Origin of the sequence: Dankookia sp. P2 (genome assembly GCF_050632255.1) — a bacterium.
In the GTDB taxonomy this organism is placed as follows: Bacteria; Pseudomonadota; Alphaproteobacteria; order Acetobacterales; family Acetobacteraceae; genus Paracraurococcus.
This window is the reverse complement of the sequence record NZ_CP192581.1, coordinates 3444043-3465927: the sequence shown is the minus strand read 5'-3', so window position 1 is coordinate 3465927 and position 21885 is coordinate 3444043. Positions and strand designations below refer to the sequence as shown.

General features: G+C 67.8%; 24 protein-coding genes and 1 pseudogene. 13 read left to right on the top strand and 12 right to left on the bottom strand.

What is annotated here, in order from left to right; genetic code table 11:
- Nucleotides 1-257 precede the first annotated feature (257 nt).
- Both ACQ86J_RS20455 and ACQ86J_RS20450 read right to left on the bottom strand, forming a co-directional pair.
- Nucleotides 258-1274: a hypothetical protein gene (locus tag ACQ86J_RS20455; RefSeq protein ID WP_431266971.1), complete on the bottom strand. Its 1017-nt coding sequence runs from the start codon at nucleotides 1272-1274 to the stop codon at nucleotides 258-260.
- Nucleotides 1274-1627, bottom strand: coding sequence for a hypothetical protein (locus ACQ86J_RS20450; RefSeq protein ID WP_431266970.1), 354 nt, complete (start codon nucleotides 1625-1627; stop codon nucleotides 1274-1276). The genes ACQ86J_RS20455 and ACQ86J_RS20450 overlap by 1 nt, the downstream gene beginning before the upstream one ends.
- Before the next feature lie 3 nt (nucleotides 1628-1630).
- On the opposite strand from ACQ86J_RS20450, the gene ACQ86J_RS20445 reads away from it, so the two are divergent.
- Nucleotides 1631-1867, top strand: coding sequence for a hypothetical protein (locus tag ACQ86J_RS20445; protein ID WP_431266969.1), 237 nt, complete (start codon nucleotides 1631-1633; stop codon nucleotides 1865-1867).
- Here ACQ86J_RS20445 and ACQ86J_RS20440 read toward each other — a convergent pair.
- The 3 genes from ACQ86J_RS20440 to ACQ86J_RS20430 form a co-directional block, all read right to left on the bottom strand.
- Complete coding sequence (locus tag ACQ86J_RS20440; RefSeq protein WP_431266968.1) at nucleotides 1864-3021, bottom strand: hypothetical protein; 1158 nt, start codon at nucleotides 3019-3021, stop codon at nucleotides 1864-1866. The genes ACQ86J_RS20445 and ACQ86J_RS20440 overlap by 4 nt on opposite strands.
- 625 nt (nucleotides 3022-3646) lie before the next feature.
- Entirely contained in the window at nucleotides 3647-3820 is a 174-nt protein-coding gene (locus tag ACQ86J_RS20435; protein WP_431266967.1) for a hypothetical protein, read from the bottom strand.
- A gap of 109 nt (nucleotides 3821-3929) precedes the next feature.
- The gene (locus tag ACQ86J_RS20430) at nucleotides 3930-4328 is read right to left on the bottom strand and encodes a hypothetical protein (protein WP_431266966.1); all 399 of its coding nucleotides are present in this window, start codon (nucleotides 4326-4328) and stop codon (nucleotides 3930-3932) included.
- A gap of 306 nt (nucleotides 4329-4634) precedes the next feature.
- Here ACQ86J_RS20430 and ACQ86J_RS20425 point away from each other — a divergent pair, with 306 nt between their 5' ends.
- The 7 genes from ACQ86J_RS20425 (at nucleotide 4635) to ACQ86J_RS20395 (ending at nucleotide 9867) form a co-directional block, all read left to right on the top strand.
- Entirely contained in the window at nucleotides 4635-4946 is a 312-nt protein-coding gene (locus ACQ86J_RS20425) for a DUF2924 domain-containing protein (RefSeq protein ID WP_431266965.1), read from the top strand.
- Nucleotides 4924-5139, top strand: a complete 216-nt coding sequence (locus tag ACQ86J_RS20420; protein ID WP_431266964.1) for a DUF2924 domain-containing protein — start codon at nucleotides 4924-4926, stop codon at nucleotides 5137-5139. Before ACQ86J_RS20425 ends, ACQ86J_RS20420 begins: the two co-directional genes overlap by 23 nt.
- Before the next feature lie 171 nt (nucleotides 5140-5310).
- Nucleotides 5311-6489 carry a recombinase family protein gene (locus ACQ86J_RS20415; protein ID WP_431266963.1) on the top strand — a complete coding sequence of 393 codons (1179 nt, stop codon included), beginning with the start codon at nucleotides 5311-5313 and terminating at the stop codon, nucleotides 6487-6489.
- A complete protein-coding gene (locus ACQ86J_RS20410; RefSeq protein WP_431266962.1) occupies nucleotides 6486-6899 on the top strand; it encodes a hypothetical protein in 414 nt (137 codons plus the stop codon). The genes ACQ86J_RS20415 and ACQ86J_RS20410 overlap by 4 nt, the downstream gene beginning before the upstream one ends.
- Before the next feature lie 378 nt (nucleotides 6900-7277).
- A complete protein-coding gene (locus ACQ86J_RS20405; RefSeq protein WP_431266961.1) occupies nucleotides 7278-8414 on the top strand; it encodes a cache domain-containing protein in 1137 nt (378 codons plus the stop codon).
- A gap of 135 nt (nucleotides 8415-8549) precedes the next feature.
- Nucleotides 8550-9242 (top strand): HWE histidine kinase domain-containing protein, encoded by a 693-nt coding sequence (locus tag ACQ86J_RS20400; RefSeq protein ID WP_431266960.1) that lies wholly within the window; start codon nucleotides 8550-8552, stop codon nucleotides 9240-9242.
- A 223-nt stretch (nucleotides 9243-9465) separates the two neighbouring features.
- On the top strand, nucleotides 9466-9867 hold the full coding sequence (locus ACQ86J_RS20395; RefSeq protein ID WP_431266959.1) for a response regulator: 402 nt from the start codon (nucleotides 9466-9468) through the stop codon (nucleotides 9865-9867).
- A 155-nt stretch (nucleotides 9868-10022) separates the two neighbouring features.
- Here ACQ86J_RS20395 and ACQ86J_RS20390 read toward each other — a convergent pair whose 3' ends face one another.
- Nucleotides 10023-10484 carry a VOC family protein gene (locus ACQ86J_RS20390; protein ID WP_431266958.1) on the bottom strand — a complete coding sequence of 154 codons (462 nt, stop codon included), beginning with the start codon at nucleotides 10482-10484 and terminating at the stop codon, nucleotides 10023-10025.
- A gap of 106 nt (nucleotides 10485-10590) precedes the next feature.
- Nucleotides 10591-11232, bottom strand: coding sequence for a tyrosine-type recombinase/integrase (locus tag ACQ86J_RS20385; protein WP_431266957.1), 642 nt, complete (start codon nucleotides 11230-11232; stop codon nucleotides 10591-10593).
- A 346-nt stretch (nucleotides 11233-11578) separates the two neighbouring features.
- On the opposite strand from ACQ86J_RS20385, the gene ACQ86J_RS20380 reads away from it, so the two are divergent.
- From ACQ86J_RS20380 to ACQ86J_RS20365, 4 genes and pseudogenes are all read left to right on the top strand, one after another.
- Complete coding sequence (locus ACQ86J_RS20380) at nucleotides 11579-12136, top strand: HAD family hydrolase (RefSeq protein WP_431266956.1); 558 nt, start codon at nucleotides 11579-11581, stop codon at nucleotides 12134-12136.
- Between the two features lie 448 nt (nucleotides 12137-12584).
- Nucleotides 12585-13450, top strand: a pseudogene (locus ACQ86J_RS20375) (class I SAM-dependent methyltransferase).
- Nucleotides 13451-13705: 255 nt separating this feature from the next.
- Nucleotides 13706-16087, top strand: a complete 2382-nt coding sequence (locus ACQ86J_RS20370; RefSeq protein ID WP_431266955.1) for a type IA DNA topoisomerase — start codon at nucleotides 13706-13708, stop codon at nucleotides 16085-16087.
- A 37-nt stretch (nucleotides 16088-16124) separates the two neighbouring features.
- The gene (locus ACQ86J_RS20365) at nucleotides 16125-16553 is read left to right on the top strand and encodes a secondary thiamine-phosphate synthase enzyme YjbQ (RefSeq protein WP_431266822.1); all 429 of its coding nucleotides are present in this window, start codon (nucleotides 16125-16127) and stop codon (nucleotides 16551-16553) included.
- Nucleotides 16554-17098: 545 nt separating this feature from the next.
- Here ACQ86J_RS20365 and ACQ86J_RS20360 read toward each other — a convergent pair.
- The 5 genes from ACQ86J_RS20360 to ACQ86J_RS20340 all read right to left on the bottom strand — a co-directional run bounded on the left by ACQ86J_RS20360 (nucleotide 17099) and on the right by ACQ86J_RS20340 (nucleotide 21600).
- Nucleotides 17099-18124 carry a Bug family tripartite tricarboxylate transporter substrate binding protein gene (locus ACQ86J_RS20360; RefSeq protein WP_431266954.1) on the bottom strand — a complete coding sequence of 342 codons (1026 nt, stop codon included), beginning with the start codon at nucleotides 18122-18124 and terminating at the stop codon, nucleotides 17099-17101.
- Between the two features lie 100 nt (nucleotides 18125-18224).
- The gene (locus tag ACQ86J_RS20355; protein ID WP_431266953.1) at nucleotides 18225-18878 is read right to left on the bottom strand and encodes a response regulator transcription factor; all 654 of its coding nucleotides are present in this window, start codon (nucleotides 18876-18878) and stop codon (nucleotides 18225-18227) included.
- Nucleotides 18868-20451, bottom strand: coding sequence for an ATP-binding protein (locus ACQ86J_RS20350; protein ID WP_431266952.1), 1584 nt, complete (start codon nucleotides 20449-20451; stop codon nucleotides 18868-18870). Before ACQ86J_RS20350 ends, ACQ86J_RS20355 begins: the two co-directional genes overlap by 11 nt.
- On the bottom strand, nucleotides 20436-21029 hold the full coding sequence (locus ACQ86J_RS20345) for a cache domain-containing protein (RefSeq protein WP_431266951.1): 594 nt from the start codon (nucleotides 21027-21029) through the stop codon (nucleotides 20436-20438). The genes ACQ86J_RS20350 and ACQ86J_RS20345 overlap by 16 nt, the downstream gene beginning before the upstream one ends.
- Nucleotides 21030-21210: 181 nt before the next feature.
- Nucleotides 21211-21600, bottom strand: coding sequence for a hypothetical protein (locus tag ACQ86J_RS20340; protein WP_431266950.1), 390 nt, complete (start codon nucleotides 21598-21600; stop codon nucleotides 21211-21213).
- Nucleotides 21601-21622: 22 nt separating this feature from the next.
- Between ACQ86J_RS20340 and ACQ86J_RS20335 the strand changes: the two genes are divergently transcribed.
- A complete protein-coding gene (locus tag ACQ86J_RS20335) occupies nucleotides 21623-21793 on the top strand; it encodes a hypothetical protein (protein WP_431266949.1) in 171 nt (56 codons plus the stop codon).
- The last annotated feature ends 92 nt before the right edge of the window (nucleotides 21794-21885 follow it).

Here is a 21885-nt window from a genome sequence, read left to right as displayed (position 1 = left end):
GCTTCATCGCTGCAACGCGACATCCTTTCGCCCGGCGACGATGTCCTACGACGACGACAGCTTGCGTTTGTGACAGGCGCTTGTAGCTCGGGAATGCGTCACGGTTCCCGACACGATGTCCCTCGTTCATCTGGTGGGTTTGGCGGGTTTGTGGGGTTTCGCCGCCTTACCTCTATGAAACTGTCATTATCCTATCAAACTGACACTTCGCATGGGGTAGTGGGATTGAACCCACCAAATCCACCAAACCCACCACGCTATGGTGCCTCCTCCTCCTTCGTCGTACTGACCCGCTCAAGCCTCCACCGCATGATGCCCGCGCTGTACCCGCCCCGAACGAGGCGAAGGTCCTGTAAAATGCGGTCTTGATTGCCCGACAGCCACTTACCGAGGCGCTTGCTGTTGATAGTCCCGCCCTCGCCAGCCACGGCGAGCAAAGCCTCGCGGAAGTCGGGATGGACGTACTCGGCCCTTGAAAAACCGTGCGAGCCCTGACCGATCATGATGCGCTGCTCTGTGGCTCGAGTGATCACGTCGCGCGCCGTCACGCTGTCTTCGCCGATGGCGACATTCCACTGCGTGACTACAGCAGTCAGCGCATCGAGCTTCGGGTCCATGTCACGGCTTCCCTCGATCGTATCGACCGGGTCTGCGCAACCAAGCCAGAGCAAAGCGCCGCGAACCCAGTTGCTCCAATCCTCGAATGAACCGAGTGGATCCGCCTGCCGGGGGCGGCCGGCCATGTGATAGGCACGCAGGATCGTCAGGGCGGCCACGAGATATCGCCCTCGGTCTGTCTTCACCAAGTCAATTGGCTTCGTCTTGAACTGCAGCAGTTCTGGACGTTCCTGCTTGGGATCAAGCCGCGACAGGACGGCTCGCCGCGTCAGGTCACCGACCAGGACGAGATTGTTGCCCGTGGCCGTGACGAAAGCGTTGGTCGGGAGCTCCGGTGCCTTCGATGCTCCGAGGATGCGTGCACGCACGAGTTGCTGGGTCAGCATGCTGCAGAGGAATTCACCCCCGAGCGGCGCCTCGCAGTTGTCGATGCCAATCACCTGGTCACCGGCCAGTAGCAGGGCGCCGAGGCGCTTCTCGAGCTCCTCTTCAGTCTTGCCTTGCGAGATGACCCCGACCTCCCGGCCGCTTGCGATCAGGCTGATCAGGTCGACCAACATGGATTTACCCGACCCCGCCGTCGGTGCGCTGAACGCGTGCATCGGCGCCGTGGGCAGAGATCGCCGGATGCTGGCGGTGAGGATGCCGGACAACATCACCGACCGGCTGGACCCATCGACAAAGGGAATGTCGCTATCAGCTCTTCGAGCACGCGCAGCGCGGCTGCCGCATCGTCCTCGCTCGGCTGATCAGGGATCGTCGGAAACTCAGCCCCGTCCATGTTCAGGAGGAGACCCGTGGCCCGGTCATAGCCTTCGGCAGCAAGTACGCTGCCGTCTGCCCGCAGGGTCGGAGCGTTGATCAGTCCCGCTAGCACCGGCAGCAGCCAATGCCCGACGCGCTGTCGGTAGGTTGCAGCCACTTTCATGGGCGCATCAATAGCGATCCACTTCTTCGACCGCCCGTCGAAGCGTTCCCACCTCGCAGCCTGGGTCATCACGTCGACCAAAGCATGCTCCTCCATCTGGAGGATGCTCTGCGCCATGATGTTTCGATCATCGGCCACGGTCACCATGACGCGGCCTGGCCGCACCAGGAACGGACCACGCTGGTAGATATCAGCTCTGACCCGGAGAACTGCATGTTCGGCCTGGTCGACTACCTGTGGCAGATTGCCGGCAACAAAGCGGATCGGGGCAGGCAGATCGCCCACCAGGAACTGGGGGTCAGTCAGGTCGGCGACCTTTAGCCACCCCGCTCCAGCATCCGCCGCAGGAACACCAACCGGTCGGTGCCATCGCAGTGGGCGTGCCGACAGTGATAGACAAAGCCTCGGTTGGTGCTCTGGCTGGCATCGATGACTATGGTGGCAGCATCGGCACCGGCGTTCGTATGGGCGTCTTCGTTGGCACAGCGAATGTGCTGCTTGATCCCGTCGCTCACCTTGCCGACGAAGATGTCCGGCCGCCGTGCCCGCAACGCCCTGACGATCTCAAACTGATTGGCCGCTTTGGCTGCCCAGGTCTGGAGATCGACAATCTCCCCTGTCTCCGGATCGACGAAGCTTCCCGGCGTCGTGCCCGCCTTGCCCCCAAGTCGACCAGATTTGGTCCGAGCAGCGCGACTGTCAGGCGCGCCCGGCAGGGCGAAGATGTCGCGGGGACCGCCCTCGAGCATCGCGGTCTCGGGCAAGGGGCCGTTGGCCGGGCGGCGAGGCAGGTAGAACAGTCGCGCGGTGTCGGTGCAGGCTGGGTCGTGGCTGAGCCGCAATGCCGCCGCCAGCGCCTCGATCCGCTCATCCCAGGCGGCATTTGCCTGTTCCTGGCTGTCGTAGTTCCCCGCCCTCCATGGCTGCAGCAGTGGCAAGGCTATGCGGAACTTGGGGCATGGTTGATGAGCGAAGGTGACGTACTGAGCGTCTTCGGAGTGTATCCGGGCCCCGGCCGCGACGCGCGGAAGGTACCCCTTCTCCGCGACGAGGAAGTCCGCGGCGGTTGCCTGATCGCCAGCGGCGTCACGGTACCGCGTCCAGGCATCGCGCCTAGCTCGGGCAATGGTTGTGAGATGCGAATAGGTAGAGCTGATCGCCGCAGCCCAGCCACGCCCTGTGATGGCGTCCGCGATCTCCTGCAGGGTAGTGCCAGCATCGCTATCGAGGAACACGACGTCGATCTGCCGTGCATCAGCATTATGCCTACGATCGCCGGTGAAGAGCGCAGGGACGATGCACGTGCCCTCCTTGGAGCCCACCGCATGCTGGGTCAGCAGGGTTGCGAGCTCGGGCCAGGTAAAGGTGCGGACGTCAATCCAGGAACCGGCCTGGTTGTAATAGCCCATGGTGCAGCAGTAGGTCCGGACGCCGATTTTGGCCAGCGCCGCCGCATTCTCGGTCACCGCGTTCATCGGGGCGCCCCCGGTTGCTGGCCTGCTGCCGCCGCCAAGCCTTGAGGAGCGCGAGGCCGAGTTGCCCGAGCCCATTGTCCTCCGGGCGCTCTACGGTCTTCGTCAACGCGTAAGCGGGGCTGGGCTCGCTCCAGCGCCGCTGGAAGGCGGGATTGCGATCAGGATCGCTCATCGCCGCCGCCGCTGCCCTGTCCCTCATCGGTCGTCGCCGCGCAAGTGCGCGGCCTCAAAGCTTCGATGTCTTCCAAGCGGTACCGGACATGTCCGCCAATGCGCGAGATATCGCGGCCCGCGTTTCAGCCACCGCCACCTCTCCAATGTCCGCGGGCTGATGCCCCAGCGACGGGCAAGGTCGACTTGCCGAAGATGGTGGGGTTCGCAGCCCTGAGCTTGCGACTGAAACCGGCGGGTCACCGGATTTGAACCATGATCGGGCTCCATGACAGCACTTCACGCTGTCAGTGAACCGACTAAGGAAAGCGCGATCCAAGGCGGAGATCTGAGGATTGAATGGTTAGATCGCCGGCTTGGATCGCGCTTTCAGTTGCTTGTACTCCGGGCCGAGAATTTTGCAGATCGTCGCGGCGGTGGGCACCTGATGCAGCTGAACCTTCGAACTGATCCATCATTCCAAAGCAGCCGACTCCTCCTTCAAAGTCGGCAGCAGTTCTTCGACCTCCGCACGATGCCGCATCTTTCCTCTGACAAGTGGCATGAGCGAGATCTTGCCAGGCGCGATCAGCTTGGCATCAGGGCTCCTGATCACCCGTTCTGCGTGAGTCTCCAGCAGGGCAAGCACCGTCTCATCATCGAGCGCCGCGACACCTTCCGGTCGCAACTCACGCAGGGTCGCAGCGGCCGAGGCTTCCGGCTCCGGTGGCGGAGGGGTCCAGGCAAGACAGCGACATTTACGTACCGATAGGGCCCAAGTCGATCGTGTTGGCCAGGACATCGAAGCCGAAATCTGCGGCCCATTGTCCCGGGATCGGGCTCTCCTGCAGTTGGCGTTCCGGCGCGGTCTGGACACCAACAAGATGCATTTCCTGGCGCTGCAGGCGCTTCCGAAAATCGAGCAGGATGCCCTGCCAGGCGTGGTCGAGACTTGTCCGGAGGCTTTCGAGGGAGTGCTCCGCCATTGGGGCGGGTGCACTGCGGTTCGAGGCCCCACCGAGGTTGGGATACCCGAACGTCGCCAGCTCCTGCGACATGAAATAGATCTCAATGTTGTAGATGTCCTCGATCCGCTCCTCGAAACACCACGTCAACAAAGCTGCGCGCATGTCGCAGCGCACTGGATCCTGGCTCATCGGTCGATTCCCATGCGCGTCAGGATACCAGGAGCTTCGCGGGAGTCAGCACGGGCTTCGCTTCTGTACGATCGCGCGGCGGAGGGACGGGCCCGTGGCTGATGGGGCAGTGACAGCCTTGGTGCACCTCCCTCCTCACCTCCGCGGGGTCTGCACCATCCTGGCAGCCGGCCTGCTGCGGCTTCGTTGCCGCACTGCCGAGGATCTCGCCCGCGACGTAGCTATGGCCGGGGTTGACGGAGAGAGTTCGCTACACTTCAGCGCCGACCAGAGCGTGCATGCAGACCCCAAGGAGAGGGCCCCCGCATGACCCAACGCCGAACTGTGACCGAACCTGTGCCGACCACGCCGGTCATCCCCGCCATCCCGCCCGCGCAGGTGCTGCCGCGGCTGGCTGCACTCCAGACCACCCCGATGGCTGACCTGAAGCAGCAGTGGCGCCAGCTTTTCGGCAAGGAGCCGCCTCCCTTCAACAAGGCCTACATCCAGAGCCGGTTGGCCTACCGTATCCAGGAGCTGGCCTATGGCAACCTGAAGCCCGAGACCCGGGCCAGGCTGGAGAGCACTCGGCGAGCAGCTGGACGGCGGCAACGTGGTGCTCCGCCGCATCCGGGCTGACAGCCGGCCGCTTCCCGGCACCCGCTTGATCCGCGAGTACGACGGGGTGCAGCACGTGGTCAAAGTCCGGGCCCACGACTTCGAGTACGAGGGCCGGCCCTACCGGTCGCTGTCCGCTATTGCGCGGCATATCACCGGCACGCGCTGGAACGGCTGGACCTTCTTCGGCCTGAAGGGGAGGGCCGAGGCATGAGCCGCAGGAAGCTGCCCGACCAGACGATGCCCGCCACGGTCAAGAAGCTCCGCTGCGCGGTCTACACGCGCAAGAGCACCGACGAAGGACTGGAGAAGGAGTTCAACACCCTCGACGCCCAGCGTGACGCCTGCGAGGCCTACGTTGCCAGCCAGCGGGCTGAGGGGCTGGGTGCTGGTCCGCGACCGCTACGACGATGGCGGGTTCTCCGGCGGCACCCTGGAGAGGCCGGCGTTGCGGCGCCTGCTGGCCGACATCGAGCAGGGCCGCATCGACATCATCGTCGTCTACAAGATCGACCGGCTGTCCCGGTCGCTGATGGACTTCGCCAAGCTGGTCGAGACCATGGAGGCGCACGGCGTCACCTTTGTCTCGGTCACGCAGAGCTTCAACACCACGACCAGCATGGGCAGGCTGACACTGAACATCCTGCTCAGCTTTGCGCAGTTCGAGCGGGAGGTGATCGGCGAGCGCATCCGGGACAAGTTCGCGGCGTCCCGCGCCCGCAGCATGTGGATGGGAGGCAAGGTGCCGCTCGGTTACGACGTGCGGGACCGGAAGTTGGTGGTGAATGAGGTCGAGGCGGCACGGGTCCGGCGGGTGTTCGAGCTGTTCGCCGAGACCGGTTCTGGCACCGAGACCGCCAAGCGGCTCCAGGCCGAGAGCGTGACGAGCAAGTCCGGCCGGCCGCTCGACAAGGGCGACGTCTACAAGATCCTGAACCTGCGGACCTACGTTGGCGAGGTGGAGCACAAGGGGAAGGTCTATCCCGGCGAGCACCAGGCCATCGTGCCGCGGGACCTGTGGGACCGGGTGCAGGCGGTGATGCAGGTCAGCCCGCGCACCAGGACCGCGCAGAACCGGCAGCACGCGCCGGCGCTGCTGAAGGGCCTGATCTTCGGCGTGGATGGCCGCGCCCTGTCGCCGACCCATTGCGTGAAGAAGGGGCGGCAGTATCGCTACTATGTCGCGCAGCAGGTGCTGAAGGCCCAGGCGGCGGACGACGCTGGCATCGTGCGGCGGATTTCGGCCGCGGCGATTGAAACGGCAGTGGTGGACCAAGTCCGTGCCCTATTGCGACAGCCGGAGGTAGTTGTTGGCACCTGGATAGCGGCGCGGGCGGAAGCGCCGGACCTGAAGGAGGGCGAAGTTCGGCAAGCTCTGGCCCAGCTCGACCCAATGTGGGGCGAGCTGTTTCCGGCAGAGCAGGCGCGCATCGTCCGGGCGCTGGTGGAGCGGGTGGTGGTTGGGCCCGCGGGAGCCGACATCCGCCTCCGCGTAGAGGGGCTGGCCAGCCTAGTCCGCGACCTCACCGCCATAGTGCCAGATGCGCTGAGGACGGCCGCATGACTCAGGCGACCAGCATCACGGTCCGGGTGCCGCTGGCCATCAGACACCGGCCGGGCAGGAAGACCGTCGTGACGCCGATGATCGATGGCGTGGCGCCGGTCACCACGCGGGCCGACCCGGCGCTGGTGAAGGCTCTGGCGCGGGCGTTCCGGTACCAGAGGCTGCTGGACGAGGGGCGCTATGCTTCGATGAGTGAAATGGCAGCAGCGGAGAAGATTGAGCGGGGGTACCTGGGCAGCCTGTTGCGACTGACACTGCTGGCGCCTCATATCGTGGAGGTGATCCTAAATCAGCGGCCGCCGGACAGCCTCACCCTGCCGCGCCTCCTCGCGCCGTTCCCCATGGAGTGGTCGGGACAGCCCAGCGCGCTCGCCGCTGACGCCGGCCCCTCCTGCCGTGACCTCGATTGACCGCTTTGGGCGGGGAGCGGACATTCCGGCCATTTGGCCCGTCTTGATACATGGGAACTAGCCTCAGGAAGTCTTGCCGTGGGTAGCTGCGACCTTCTCTGCTCTCCCCGATTCCAGAGGCCGGAGGATAAACGCCCCAAGCTGACGAGACAGGCCACGCAGAATGCTGATCCGAAATGGTGTCGTAAGTCTCGGACTCTTGCTAACCAGTCAAATTGTTTTACTTTTTTATTGTATCCCATGGCGGATATTGTAACCAGTCCAGTTTGAAGAGGCCAATCTCATATGGCAGAGGCAGATCGGACGGGGCATCCAGGCCACGTCCAGGCTCTCCGCCGTCGCCCCCTTGCGCTTCGCGTCCACCTGCTCTGGCTCACCTTGGCCATACTGATACCGGCCCTGCTCGCCGGCGGCCTGACCACCTGGCAGCTGGGCGGCGCCTATCAGCGCCTCGTCGAGACCTCGCTGCGGGGCGGTGCGCGCACGCTCGCCGTGGCGGTCGACCGCGAGGTCGAGGTGGCCGTGACCGCTGTCAGTTCACTTGCGACCTCGAATGACATCAGAGCCTTCGCCCGGGGCGAACCCAGCCTCATCGAGAGCGGCGGCCCCGTCGCCGACCTCTATGAGCGTGCCCGCGCCGTGGCGAATGCGTTCGGCGGCTGGTTCGTCCTCGTCCGGCCGGATGGACAGCAGTTGTTCAACACACAGCGCCCGCTCGGCACGCCGCTGCCCTTAGCGAGCGGCATGCCCTGGATCGCGCAAGCTGTCGTTACCGGGAAGCCGGCGATCACCGATCTCTTCATCGGCAGCGTGGCGCAGCGGCCGGTGCTGGCCGCGATCGCCCCTGTCTTTCCGCCCGGCCCCCGATCCGGCGACGGACCGGCCCCGCTTGCCCTCATCCTCGCTTTCGACACCGCTCGGATTGCCGCCCTGCTGGCCCGGGTGCGGGAGGGCGAGATTGCCGGTCTCATCCAGATCGAGGATAGCACCATCATTGCCCGTTCAGTGGGTCATGCCGCAGCGTCCGGGCGGCGCGCGCCGGAGTGGGTCGCAACGCCGCTGCGCAGGCACGAAACCGGGCTCACCGCCGGCCCCTCGCTTGAGGGGGCGCCGCTCGTGGCCGCGTTCCAGCGGCTGGACCGCGTTCCCTGGGCCGTCGTCGTGACAGCGCCCGAGGACAGCTACGCAGCCGCCTCGCGGCGCCCGCTCGAACGGCTCGCAATCGGCGGCGCCGCGCTGCTTGCGGCTGGCCTCGTCCTGGCTGCCCTATTAGCCCGACGTCTGCTCCGTCCCGTGCAGGCCCTGGTCAGCGAGGCCGAGGCGGTTGCGGCAGGCGCGCCCCCGCCGAATGCCATGGAGCCCCCGCCCGTCGCCGAGTTCGAGGCGCTCCGGCAGGCCCTCTCCCGAGCGGCGGAGGCGACGCGCCCGGGCCGTCTCCGAAGGCCGTGCCGCCGCAGCCGAAGAAGCGGCAGCCGCGCTGCGCGCAGAGCGCGACCGCGCCCGGCTCTACTTTGACGTGGCCCAGGCGGTGCTCATCGTGCTCGCCCCCGATGGCAGGGTGCGCAGCATCAACCGCGAGGGCCTCGACGTGCTCGGCCTCGCACGGGAGGGGAGGCCATCGGTCAGGATTGGTTCGGCACCTTCCTGCCGGTGCGCCTCCGCCAGCCGGTGCGCGATGTATTCGATGCCCTCGCCAGCGGACGCAGCGACGCGCCCGGCTCTTACGAGAACCCGGTGCTCCGCGCGGACGGCGAGGAGCGGCTGGTCGCCTGGCGGAACACGGTCCTGCGCGATGCCTCGGGCAGCTTGGTAGCGGTGGTCGCCTCGGGAGAGGACATCACCGAGCGCCGCGCGGCCGAAGAGCGCCAGACACTGCTCATGCGCGAGGTCGACCACCGCGCCAAGAATGCGCTCGCCGTCGTGCAGTCCATCCTGCGGCTGACGCGGGCCGACCGGCAGCAGGACTTCGCGGCGGCGGTCGAAGGCCGGGTTAACGCACTGGCTCGTGCGCACACAATGCTGGCACGGGAACGCTGGATGGGCGGCGACCTGCGCGAACTCGTTAAGAGCGAACTGGCCGCCTATGGGACGGACGAGCGCGTCCGCCTCGGCGGTCCGCCGGTCCGCCTAGTCCCGGAGGCGGTGCAGCCGGCGTCGCTGGTACTGCACGAACTCGCCACGAACGCCGCAAAGCACGGCGCGCTCTCCGCCCCAGGCGGTACGCTGGAAGTGACCTGGGCTGCCCAGCCGGATGGTGGGCTGCGCGTGCACTGGCTGGAGACGGGCGGACCTCCGGCCCTCCTCGCAGGCCCCCCACCCGCCGCGGCTTCGGCTCGCGCCTGATCGCGGCCACCGTCGCCGGCCAGCTCGGCGGTACCGTCAGCTTCGACTGGCGCCCAGTCGGGCTACGATGCGAAATCGTCATCGGTGCTGGCCAAGTCGCCCTTCGCCAGCCCCCTCCATGGCAGGGACAGCGCCCACCGCAGACCTACCGGAAAACGTTCTTCCAGCCGGCCAGCTTGCCGGTCGGCGCGTCCTTATTGTGGAGGACGAGCCGCTGGTTGCAATGGACGTCGAACAGACGCTGCGCGGCCTTGGTTGCGAGATCGTAGGCCCTGCAGGCACGCTCGGCGAGGCGCTCCGCCTGTTGGAGGAGGAAGCACCGCGGCTTGACGCTGCGGTACTCGATGTGAACCTCGGCGGGCACGCCGCCTTCCCGGTCGCGGACGCCCTGGTCCGGCGAGGCGTGCCCGTACTCTTCGCCACGGGCTACAGCGAACTGCCCGGTGGCTGGACCTCGAACGGCGGGCAAGGGCGCACGGCGCTCCTGCGGAAGCCCGTGGATAGCGCGGCGCTCACGGCGGCGCTGTGCCGCCTGATCCTCAGCCCCGACCTTGACCGTGCACGCTCGGCTGGGCGTCATGCCGGAGGGGCATCGTCGCAAAACACACTGCGTGCCTGCATATGACGCCGCCCGGCGACCCGCAGTCATCATGGCGGATTGCAGATCGCGTGAGACCCGAATGATGCCTTGCGCGTGGCACGGAAGAGTCTGCTCCGGGTCGGGTACCGAAGTAGGCGGCTCAGCTAGGGCTACGGCTGGGGTGGGCAGAAAGCGGCCCCTCAACTGGTGGAATCAGGGGTCGCCGCCACCAGAGGCGGCTGCATGAACTCGATCGTCGCGCCGTCAGGACCAACGGCGTAGATCACCCGCGTTCCGGCCCGCGCGCCGCTCGCAATCGGCTGAGGTGTGCCCTGTGCCTTCCAGCCGTAGGCAGCGATCCGCGCGAGGAGCGCGTCGATATCATCGACCACGAGAGCGAGATGCGCGAAGCCCGGGTCGAACGGCTTGGCCGGCGCGCTCGGCCGATCCAGGCCTTGATATTCCAAGAGTTCGATCGTCTGATCCGCTAACGACACTATCGCCAAGCGCACCCGTGCCCCATGGGCTCCCGTCACTTGGCCGAGGAACTCGCCCCCCATCTCACCCGTCCGCACGAGCCGCGCGCCGAGCCCATCAACCCAGAACCGAAGGCTCTCATTGAGAGACGCAACTGCGAAGCCGACATGGTCGGCGCGTTGCACCTGGATGTTTGCGTGTCCCATCATGCGGGCCGTTCTACCGGCAAACGAGCCGGACGTCTGCTTTGGGTCGCGGGCGGCCGATGCCGCCCGCCAGTGCTCTTGCTAGTCAGATGTCGATCTGCTCGGAGATGGCGAGGGCGTCGTCGACCTCGACCCCGAGGTAGCGGACGGTGCTCTCTATCTTGGTGTGGCCGAGCAGCAGTTGCACGGCTCGCAAGTTGCCGGTTCGCCGGTAGATCAGGGCTACCTTGGTCCGCCGCAGCGAATGCGTGCCATAGAGCCGGGGATCGAGTCCGACCGACCCGACCCAGCCTTCCATCAGGCGTGCATAGTGGCGGGTGGTGATCGGCCTTCCGCCGCCGCTAATCCTGCTCGGGAAGAGGTAGTCCCCCGGCTTGCGGCCACTTCGGGTTATCCAGCGCATGGCGGCTTCGCGGGTCTGTTCGGTCAGCTCGAACTGCACAGGGCGACCCGTCTTGCGTTGCAGCACCGTCGCTCGCGGCCGGACCCGCCCGCCGAGCAGGACGTCATCGACCCGGAGCGCAACCAGGTCGCAGCCCCGCAGCTTGCTGTCGATGGCGAGGTTGAACAGAGCCAGGTCGCGCAGACGCTCTGCGATCTGCAGGCGGATGCGAATGGCCCACACCTCTCGGAGCTTCAGCGGCGGCTTCTGACCCAACAGCCGACCGCGGTTCCAAGGTAGCTGGCGTCGTTCGGCTTGGCCTGGAGCGTCTGCAGCGTCGCCCATGGCGGGATCTCCTGGTCGCGCCCGACCGCGCCCATCGCGGCCGGGATGCCAGAGGATCACCTGTTTCATGCTGAGACTGGCCGCATGGTCCTGGGCGACCTTGGGCGGCAAGCGGACGCTGGCAGGTTGCGGAACAGTGCCGGAGACTCTGGCGTTGCCGCACCACGGCAGCCAAGGTTTCCCCTAATGTCCCAGCCCGACGGCTCGATGTTCAGGCTCGATCCAGTGCCGAAAGTGATCACCTTCGACTGCTACAGCACACTCGTAAGGTGGTACGAGGTGCTGCTACGGGAAGATTGGAGCAATCCTCGCCTTGGCGGGCCGGGACACGGTGGAAGCCTCTGCGGTGCTCGACACCTTCTCGCAGCACTCGCGCCGCCTTGAGGCTGAGCAACCCCACCGACTCTACAAGGACATTCTGCGCACAGGCTTCCGTGCGGCGCTGACGGAGCACGGCATCCCTCCCGGTGAGGATGCCGCCGAAAGGCTGGCGGGCACGATTCCCACCATGGGACCACACCCCGAGGTGCCGGACGCGCTGCGACGGCTGCGCGAGCGCTATAGATTAGCGATCTTCACGAACTCGGATGAGGACCTCATCATCCACAACGTGGCGCTACTCGGCGTCCCCATCGACTTCGTCATCACCGCCGAACGAGCGCAAGCCTACAAGCCGTCCCGGCAACTCTTCGAGCATGCCTATCGCAGGATGGGGGTCACCAAGGACCAGACGGTCCATGTTGCGATGGGCATGTTCCTCGACATGAAGGCGTGCCACGACCTCGGGGTGCGGGGTATTTGGGTCAACCGGCTAGGGCACCGTGGCAACCCGAATTGGTTGCCCTATGCGGAGGTGCCGGACTTGGATGGAGCCGCGGCATTGCTCCTGCCGGCGCGGGGCTGACGTGACGCGGTACTCGGTCCGCTTCGGGTGAGAACTGCGCCGATCCATCATGCGTCCACACGTCCCGTGCCGACCTTGCCATGGTCGAATTCGCGCATGTGCGGCCAGAGTTGTCCGGCCTCATCACGGCTCCGTCAGACCGCTGCCGTTGAGCGGCGCCCGGCGGCCTGCGGCTGCGGCGCGCAAAGGACCGAATATCTGCTTGGAGTCGGGTACCGAAGTAGGCGGCTCGGCTAGGGCTACGGCTGGGATGGGCGGAGAGCAGACCCTCGGCACCGCCGCCGCATCTACCGCCGACGCCTGACATGGGCCACTTGCGATTGATGTCGCCCGCCTCTCCCGCGGCAACCTGGCGTTGCTGCAAGCTGGGCCGTGTGGGCAGACGACCCTGAAAGCATTTGGAGTACCCGGCATTCGTTGGCCAGAATGTCCTGGGAGGTCTGGTCCCATGGAGATGCGAAAGCCAAGCCGGACGGCGGTGAACACGGCGGTGTTCCGCGCCGTCCACACCCTCCGCGACGATGAGCCGAAGATACTGACCGACCCCTTCGCTCGTGCCTTCGCGGGCTTCGACAGCGACGAGGCACTGCTTGCCGCGCACGACGCCCACCCGGCCTCGCGGGTCCCCGGCATCCGTGCCCCGTTCGCGGTCAGAAACCGTTATGCAGAGGACGAGTTGGCCGCGGCATTCGCCCGGGGGATTCGGCAGTACGTGATCCTTGGAGCGGGCCTCGACTCGTTTGCGTATCGGCGACCGGCCCATCTGGGCTCGCTCGACGTGTACGAGGTGGACCACCCTGCCAGCCAGGCTTGGAAGCGTGCCCGGGTAGCGGGATTGGGCATCGACCCCCGCAGGCACTCCACCATGTGCCCGTCGATTTCGAACGGGAAACCCTGACGCAGGGCTTGTCTGCCGTTGGCTTCAGAAGCCGTGAGCGCACGTTCTTCTCTTGGTTGGGCACAACGCAGTACCTTACGCGCGGCGCTGTCGAGAACACGCTCACCGAGGTCGCCACAGTCTCCACACGGGGAAGCGAAATCGTGGTGCAGTTCATCGCTCCCGCCTCCTCGCTGGATGCGGACGAAGCTGCCGTAATCGCCACCCTGGCGGGCAATGCCGCAAGCGTCGGCGAGCCCTATCAGAGCTTCTTCACGCCTGCCGATATGGAGGCCGTGCTCCGAGACGCCGGGTTCGCGGAAGTCGAACATTTCGGCCCGGAGGAGGCCTATGCGAGGTACCTGCGCGGCAGACAGGACGGGTCACGTGTACCCGCCTACTTTCGGATGGCCAAGGCAACGGTCGCCGATTCCTGATCGGGCGGCGGCGGAGGCCAGGGAGAAACCTCTCATCCAAATAGGGTCCCGATCCTCGGCTTGGCCGAAGCGTCAGTCGGTCAGGACGGCTAAGGTCCCCGCAGAGTCCGCTCCGGGTCGGCAGCGCACCGCCGGTAGCTGGGGAAAGTAGCTCGGCCACTGCGGCGGCATTCTCGCGCGGGTGCTGAGGCTGGGCCCGCGAATGAGCCATGGCGCCGCTTCCTGGGAACCTATAGAGAACATGCGGAGCCCCGCATGACCGACCAGATCGTCATCACGGAGAAAACCAGCCAGGCGAAGGACGTCAGGGCCGCTGTTGGTGGCCGCTACGGGGCGATCCTGCCGGCCGAGGGCCATCTGTTCGACCTCGTCGAGCCCGAGGAGGTTTCAGCCGACTGGAAGCGCTGGACAGCGGTGCTGCTGCGGCCGGACGGCCTCTACGGCACCAAGCCCGCCACGGGCGGCAACAAGGCGCCGAAGCTCAAGGCCATTTGCGACGCGCTGCGCCGAGCAAAACGCGTCTGGCTCGCCACCGACTGCGACCGGGAAGGCCAACTGATCGGCCAGGAGATCCTGGAGCACTACGGCTACCGCGGCACGGTCATGCGGGTGATCTTCACCGCCCAGGACCCGCAGACCATCCGCGACGCCTTCGCTCACGCCAAGCCGAATGCCGAGTTTGCCCGCCTGTATGCTGCCGCGGTCGCGCGGCGGCAGGCCGACCAGATCTACAACCTGTCCCTGACCCGCACGGCGACGGTGACGCTGGCCCGCGGCGCGCGGACCGTGATCGGCGTCGGGCGTGTGAAGACCCCGACCCTGGCCATCGTCTGCAAGCGCGAAGCTGGAGATCCGGAACTTCGTCCCGCAGGCCTATTTCGAGGTGGTGGCCACCGCCCAGGCCGAGGCCGGCCAATGCGGATGCGCCATGCGCCCAAGGAGCGGATCCTGAAGCGCGAGGATGCGGAGGCGATCGCCGCAACCGCTGAGGGCTTCGCCGGGCCGCTCACGGTGCGGGTCGAGGACAAGCGGCAGGGACCGCCGCGGCTGCATGACCTACCCTCGCTACAGAAGCTCTGCGGCTCCCGCTTCGGCTGGTCGGCGGCGCGGACGCTCGAGGTGGCGCAGGAGCTCTATGATGGCCAGGGGAAGAAGGTCATCACCTACCCCCGCGCCGAAACCCGCTACCTGCCCGAAAGCCTGATCCCGGATGCGTCGCGGATCGTCGCCGGGCTGCGTGTCGGGCGGGCCTTCAGCGAGATTCCGGTGCCCGAGCCGCCGATCATCCGTCGCGGCGCGGGCGGCCACTTCCACGACAAGGGCTTGGCCGGGGCCAGCCACCACGCCGTCATCCCCAACGTCAACACGGTGGACACGCTGCGCGAGGTCTGGCCGCGGCTCACGGGCGATGAGCGGCGGCTGTTCGACGTCATCGCGCGGTCCTACCTGGCGGCGATGATGCCGGACTTCCGCTACCGGCAGACCACCGTCACGCTGGATGTCCGCGGCCACCTGTTCCGCGCCGTGGGGCGGCAGCCGATCGAGCTCGGCTGGCGCGCGGCCTTCCCCGATTGGCAGCCCGCCGAGGAGAGGGGCGAGGAGGCGCAGCTGCTGCCCGCCCTGCGGCATGGCGAGACAGTCATGCTGCGGGACGCCATGGTCGAGGACAAGGAAACTCGGCCGCCGCCGCGCTACAACGAGGGCACCCTGATCGAGGCGATGCAGAATGCCTGGCGCTTTGTCGCCGATGAGGCGCTGCAGGAGCGACTGAAGGAGGCCAAGGGCATCGGCACGCCGGCGACCCGGGCCGAGATCATCCGTGGGCTTAAGGCACAGGAGTTCCTGACGGCCGATGGCAAGCACATCGTGCCCACCGACCGCGGCCTGGCACTGTTCGCCGTGCTGGAGAAGGCCGATCCGGCGCTGGTCGACCCCGGTGTGACCGCGCAGATGGAGCGCCTGCTCGACGAGGTGCTGGTCGGGCAGCAGGAAATGATCGGGGCGGTCGACGCCGTCTGCGCCCAGGCCAGCAGGATCATTGGCCGACTGCAGGAGGGCGCCGGCTCAGTCGACGCCAGGCTGCTGGGCGGTGCTGCCAGGCAGGCCGGCCCGGATCGACCGCCGACGCCGGCGATGAAAGGCTTCGTGGAGAGCCTTGCCCGCCAGAAGGGACTCAAGCCGCCTCGAGGCTATAGGTCGTCCGGCGCCGCCTGCCGCGCCTTCCTCGACCAGCACGCGCCCAAGAGGGATGGTGTCCAGGTCCGCGGCGATGAAGGGATCGGGCGACCACCGGCTGCTCGGAAGACCGTGACGAACAAGCGCCCATGGAACCTGCGCGCTGTCGACGCCCCGGCAGCGGAGGTCGAAGCCGAGCCTGGCAAGAGACGCGGGATGCCAAGCCGGAAGGCAGGCGCCCGCAAGCGGAAAGCGGGCACCGGGACGACGCGAGCGGCGCGACCCCGCAAGGGCGCACCGGAGCTTCGCTCTCCCGATACTCCTGATGGTGACACGCCGCTGCGCATTCCCTTCGGCAACAAGGAAGCAGCGCTTCAACTCGGTGCCCGCTATCGCGTCGGCGGCTGGTACGCGCCACCTGGGGTCGACCTCAGCCGCTTCCGCGAGCGCGGGTGGCTGTAACGAGGGCTTGGAACCGGCTGGCTGAGGAGGAACTGGCGTGGAGCAGCACCTGCATCGCATCGAGATCGTGACGCGCGGGCGAGGCCTCGTCGCCATCACCGATCAGATTTGCGACTGGGTGACGCAACAGGTGATCGTCACCGGCCTGCTCACCATCTGGTGCCGGCACACCTCGGCTTCGCTGCTGGTGCAGGAGAACGCGTCGCCGGACGTCCGGGCCGACCTGGAGACATTTCTGGCCCGCTTGGTGCCGGATGGTTGTGCTGGCCGCTACCGGCATGCGGAAGAGGGGCCGGACGATATGCCCGCCCACATCCGGTCTGCGCTGACGCAGACCCAGCTCTCGATCCCGGTCGCCGACGGCCTGCCGGTGCTGGGGACATGGCAGGGCATCTATCTGTGGGAGCACCGCATGGCACCGCACCGCCGGGAGTTGGTGCTGCATCTTCTGGGCGAGCGAACGTAGACCTTGGGGCCTTGGAGAGCGTCAGCGACGCTCATCGGGTGAAGCGATCGCTTCGCTGAATCCCGATCAGCAGGTCTGCCCTAAGATCAAGGGAAAACAAGGTCCTAGACCTTGTTGGCAAAATCGGCCAACCCTCAAGGTTCGGAGAGTCTCCGGCATTTCGGACAGGAAACCCGCCCTCGTTCCGCTATTGCACCATCAAGGTCGCTGCGGAAAACGGCCGGACACAACGGCTTCTGCGCCCTGCAGCGACCAGGAGAGACAGGTTGTGAGAGGACCGACTGGAGCAGCGGTGGGAACTGGAATACGAAATTCTCTGGAGGTGAGCGCTCATGAGACATGACCGGTCGCGCCGGCGGCGCGCAAATTGACGCGGCGCAGCCTACTGATGTCCACCTATGCGGTCTCGTTGTAAACGATGCGGCCGGTGCCGAAGCGGCTGTGCAAGTCACCGGCTTTGCCGTGTAAGTTGATCCGCAGCGGCGCTGGCAGGCGGGACACCGGCTCACGCAGACGGTGCACCGCCATCGCCCAGGCCGCTTGGGTCAGTTTGTCGCCATGCCTGGCAGCGGCGTGCCCGTCGCACGGATCAGCCCGGCGAACAGCTGCTGCTGCTCGGCGCGGAACTCGGCCAACTGCTGCGACGTGGTCGGCCAGGTGGTGGCACCGTTTTCCTCGAAGCGGCGGCGTAGCTCAGGGTCTCCGAGCGCCTGCCGGGTCAGCTCGGTCAGCCGTCGCACCACCGGCGCCGGCATGCCGGCCGGGCCGACCAGGCTGCCCCAGGAGGAGATCTGGAAGCCCGGCAGCACATCGGCCAGCACCGGCAGATCGGGTGCCGCCGGACTCCGCTCTGAGCTGGTCACCGCCAGGGCGCGCACCTTGCCTTCGCGCGCCGCGACGATCGCCGTGGTCATGTTGTCGAACATCAGCTGCACTCGCCCGGCCAACAGGTCGAGCATCGCCGGGGCGCTGCCGCGATAAGGGATGTGCAGCGCCTCCACCCCCGCCTTTTGCTTAAACATCTCCATCGACAAATGCGGCGAGGTGCCGAAGCCGCTCGAGCCATAGCTGTATTCGCCGGGCCGCCGCTTCATCAGCGCGATCAGCTCCGGCACGGTGCGCGCCGGCAGGTCATTGTTGACGATGAGGATGTTGGGCACCTTCCAGATGCCGGAGATGAAGCTGAAATCCCTGGCCGGGTCGTAGGGCAACTCGGGCAGGGTGCTCGGCGCGATGGACAGCGAGGCAACGCTGCCAAGCCCCACCGTATAGCCATCCGGCGCGGCCTGGGCGATGGCCGCCTGGCCAACGGTGCCGCCGGCGCCGCTGCGGTTCTCGACTATGAATTGCTGCCCCACCAGCTCGCTCATCCGGGCGCAGAACAACCGGGACAGCGTGTCCGTGGTACCGCCTGGGGTGAAGACGTTGATGTAGACGATGGGGCGGTCCGGCCAACCTGCCCCGCCATCGCCCTGCGCCCTTGCCCGCTCGGCCGCCGCAAGGCTGGCGGCAATGCCAAAGACGAAGGGCCGGCGCCGCAGCGGGCGCCGGTCTCCCAACAGATGTTTCATGTCGCTCTCCCAATGCCCGGCTGCTTGCTGGCCGGATCGCGCGGCATATGGGGGCGCGGCAGCCGTCCAGCCGAGGTCGGCGATCACATGCCCGACATAGTTACGGTGCTGCGGCCTTAGTCGGCGGTGCCGGCAGCCCGGCTGCGAGGGCGATCCGCACCGCCTCGGAGAGGCTGCCGGCACGCAGCTTGGCCATCAGGTTGGCGCGGTGGATCTCCACCGTCCGCGGGCTCAGCCCGAGGTCGAGCGCGATGGCCTTGTTCTGCTGGCCGGCGACCAGGCCCTTCAGCACCTCCGTCTCGCGTGGCGTCAGTGCGGCCAGCCGGGTCGCCGCCTCGGTTGCGTCCCGCGCCCGATCCAGCGTGCCTGCACCACGGCGGAGCGCCGCATCGACCGCGTGCAGCAGCGCATCGGCGGCATAGGGCTTCTCGATGAAGTCACAGGCGCCGGCCTTCATCGCCGCCACCGCCAGCGTCACATCGCCATGCGCGGTGACGACGATGACCGGCAGTTGCAGGCCGCGCTCGGCCAGGGCGCGCAGCACCGCCATGCCGTCCACCCCCGGCATGCGGATGTCGAGCAGCACGCAGCCGAAGGCCAGCCCCTCAGTCGCCGCGCCGAGGAAGGCCTCGCCGGAGGCATGGCATTGCGGCTCCAGCCCGGCCGATTGCAGCAACAGGGCGAGCGAGCGCCGCACCACCGCCTCGTCATCGACCACATGCACCACGCGCGGTGCGGCGGCATCATCCGACATCGGCAGCCTCCTCCACCGGTGCTTCAGCTAGCACCGGCAGGGTGAAACGGGATTCGGTGCCGCCGCCGGGCCGGGCCTTTGCCTCCAAGCGCCCGTCATGCGCGGTGACGATGGAATGCGAGATGGACAGGCCGAAGCCCAGCCCGTCCGGCTTGGTGGAGACGAACGGCACGAAGAGCCGGCCAGCGAGATCCAGGTCGAGCCCCGGCCCGGTATCGGCGATGCTGACGGCGATGCCCTCCCCGTCCAAAGCGCTGGCGACCAGCAGCTCGCGCCGCTCCGCGCCGGACATCGCCTCCACCGCATTGCGCACCAGGTTGACCACCACCTGCTGCAGCTGCACGGCATCGGCCATCACCGGCGGCAGCCCCGGGGCCAGGGCGAGGCGCAGGGTGACGGCGAGCGTCGGCGACCCGGCCAGGGCAAGCGCCGTGGCGCTTTCCAGCACCGGGTTGAGCGCGATCGGCCGTTGCTCCGTGTCGCCTCGGCCGATGAAGCGGCGCAGGCTGCGCAGGATCTCCCCGGCGCGGACCACCTCGCCAGCCGCCTCGGCCATCGCCGCCCGCGCCGCCGGCAGCGGCGGAGCTTCCGGGGCGCCGGCCAGCATGCGGCGGGCGGCCTCGGCGAAGTTCACCGCCGCGGTCAGCGGCTGGTTCAGCTCATGCGCCAGCGCCGCCGCCATCGCCCCCATGGCGTTGATGCGGGCGACGCGGAACAGCTCGGCCTGGGTGTCGCGCAGCTGCACCTCGGCCTGGCGCCAGGCGGTGATGTCATTGCAGGCTTCCACCACCGCCAGCGCCGCCCCATCCGGACCGCGGCGCAGTGCCCAGTGGCTGGCCACCACCACCTCGGCGCCATCCGAGCGCTGATGGCGCAGCTCGCCGCGCCACTCGCCTTCGGCCAGCAGCCGGGCTTCGATCTCGGCCAACGGAGAGGGAAAGCGGGTGCACAGCAGGGTGTGAGAGCTACGGCCGAGCGCCTGGTCGCGGGTCCAGCCGAACAGCCGATGCATGCCCGCGGTCCACAGCGTGATAACGCCGTCCGGTTGGCGCACCATCACCTGCGCGCAATCGAGCGTCGCCAGCAGCGCCTCGCGCTCGGTGGCGCGACGACGGCCCTCCGCCTGCGCCGCGGCGAGCACCTGGGCGACGAGGTTCACCTCCCGCACCGGGGTGGCAAGCGGCGCGCCGGCGCCCTCCGCCGCGACGCCGGTCAGCGCCCCGATCGGCCCGGCGATGCGATGGGCAAAGCCAAGGGCCAGGGCGGTGGCCAGCAAGGCCAATAGGCCGCCCGCGCCGCAGGCGATCCAGAGCGAGCGCCGCAGCGGCGCGGCGAAGGTGGCTTCCGGCAACGAGACGAGGGTAACCCAGCCGGAGACCGCGGAATGGGCGAAGGCCGCGACCACCGGTGTGCCGCCATCGGCTTCGGTCCGCATCCAGCCGGCAGGGCGCGTGCCCATGGCGTCGAGTGTGGCCGCCGGTATCCGCAGCCCGACACGGCGGGCCGGCCCGGCGCTGCGCGCCACCACGAAGCCTTGCCGGTCGGCCAGCCGGGCGGTCATCCCCTGCGGCACCTCCCCTGCCGCAGCAGGTCGTCCAGCACCGCCGCTGGCACCACCAGGCCAAGCAGGTACCGCACCCGGCCCGCCTCGTCGCGCACCGGCGCCACGACCGCAAAGGACGGCTCCGTTGCGGCGCCACGGATGGGCAAGAGGTCGGAGACCTGCGGCCGCCCGGTGGCGGCGGTGAGGTGATCGGCTTCCGCCGGCGGCCGCTGCGCCGCCAGCGCGGCCCAGGGCGGGCCGATCTCGGCCAGTGTCCGGCCCGCCGCGTCGCGCACCACGATCTCGGAGCCGGGCGGGCGCCGCACCTCCAGCGCGCGGCGGCGGAAGGCGGCCAGATTGCCGGATTGCAGGTAGTCCGAGGTCGCCAGGACCTCGAGCATCGCCTGGTAGGTGATCAGCCCGCGGTCGAGCGCGATGGCGAGCCGCCGCGCCGCCTCCTCCGCCACGGCTTCGTGCCGCAGCCGTTCGGCATGGCTCATCCGCCACAGCAGGAACCCACCGAGCAGCAGCATCGGCACCAGCAGCGCAGTACAGAGCGCACCGAGATACCAGGCCAGCGGGCGGCCGGGAGGGATGGTCTTCGGCATCCGGCTGCCGCCTTTCCGCAAGGGTTCGCGCCTCAACGCCGGAGCGCGCGGGAGTGTTGCAGGTGGGCTTCGGCCAGGCCCGGTCGTCAACGGCGGGCGCCGCCGGACCCGCATCGGTTTCCTAGGGAGTGCTGCGGGGTGGGGATCGCCAGCCCCCGGCCGCACATGGCGAGGCCTGAGGTCACGTCCCTGCTGAACGCGGCGGCTGGAATGCCGCCACCGGCGGAACAGCAATCTCAGGCAGCCGCCACCGGGCGGCTATCGACACCCAGAGGAGGCCAGGATGACGACACTCACCACCCGCAAGCTCACCCATGCCGCATTCGGCGCGGCGTTCGCTTTTGCCCTCGCCGCGCCGGCGGCGGCGCAATCCGCCCAGGGCCAAGCCACGCAAGGCCAGCCCTCCCAGAGCCAAGCGCCGCAGAACCAGTCTGCCAGCCAGTCCGGAAGCCAGTCCGCGACCGGCAGCACCAGCGCGCAAGGCGCCTCCGGTCAGCGCGGCCATGGCCAGGCGATGAGCCAGCAGAAGCTTCGCCAACAAGCTCACCCAGGCCGGGTTCAGCGAGGTCAAGATCCTCGATGCCGCCTACCTGGTGCAGGCCAAGACCGAGGACGGCAACACCGTCTTCATGATGATCGACCCGCCGCGCACCAACATGTCGTCCTCCAGCACGACGGGCGAGTCGCGCAGCTCGAATGCCAGCGGTGCTTCTAGCGGGTCCAGCCCGGCCGCCTCGGGCGGCAGCAGCAGCCAGGGCCGCTAGGCCTCGCCGGCGCCACCACGACAGGCCCTGCGTGGCCGTCGGGCGGCGCCGGGCCACCAAGACACGGCACATCCATGCACAAGAACGGAGAC

What these genes read in the sequence shown, in the direction of transcription:
- ACQ86J_RS20455 (WP_431266971.1), bottom strand. Translation starts at nt 1,274, where the DNA reads ATGTTGTCCGGCATCCTCACCGCCAGCATCCGGCGATCTCTGCCCACG.
- ACQ86J_RS20440 (WP_431266968.1), bottom strand. Translation starts at nt 3,021, where the DNA reads ATGAACGCGGTGACCGAGAATGCGGCGGCGCTGGCCAAAATCGGCGTC.
- ACQ86J_RS20360 (WP_431266954.1), bottom strand. Translation starts at nt 18,124, where the DNA reads ATGAAACATCTGTTGGGAGACCGGCGCCCGCTGCGGCGCCGGCCCTTC.
- ACQ86J_RS20395 (WP_431266959.1), top strand. Translation starts at nt 9,466, where the DNA reads ATGGACGTCGAACAGACGCTGCGCGGCCTTGGTTGCGAGATCGTAGGC.
- ACQ86J_RS20385 (WP_431266957.1), bottom strand. Translation starts at nt 11,232, where the DNA reads ATGGGCGACGCTGCAGACGCTCCAGGCCAAGCCGAACGACGCCAGCTA.
- ACQ86J_RS20370 (WP_431266955.1), top strand. Translation starts at nt 13,706, where the DNA reads ATGACCGACCAGATCGTCATCACGGAGAAAACCAGCCAGGCGAAGGAC.
- ACQ86J_RS20345 (WP_431266951.1), bottom strand. Translation starts at nt 21,029, where the DNA reads ATGCCGAAGACCATCCCTCCCGGCCGCCCGCTGGCCTGGTATCTCGGT.
- ACQ86J_RS20355 (WP_431266953.1), bottom strand. Translation starts at nt 18,878, where the DNA reads ATGTCGGATGATGCCGCCGCACCGCGCGTGGTGCATGTGGTCGATGAC.
- ACQ86J_RS20410 (WP_431266962.1), top strand. Translation starts at nt 6,486, where the DNA reads ATGACTCAGGCGACCAGCATCACGGTCCGGGTGCCGCTGGCCATCAGA.
- ACQ86J_RS20430 (WP_431266966.1), bottom strand. Translation starts at nt 4,328, where the DNA reads ATGAGCCAGGATCCAGTGCGCTGCGACATGCGCGCAGCTTTGTTGACG.
- ACQ86J_RS20425 (WP_431266965.1), top strand. Translation starts at nt 4,635, where the DNA reads ATGACCCAACGCCGAACTGTGACCGAACCTGTGCCGACCACGCCGGTC.
- ACQ86J_RS20445 (WP_431266969.1), top strand. Translation starts at nt 1,631, where the DNA reads ATGCTCCTCCATCTGGAGGATGCTCTGCGCCATGATGTTTCGATCATC.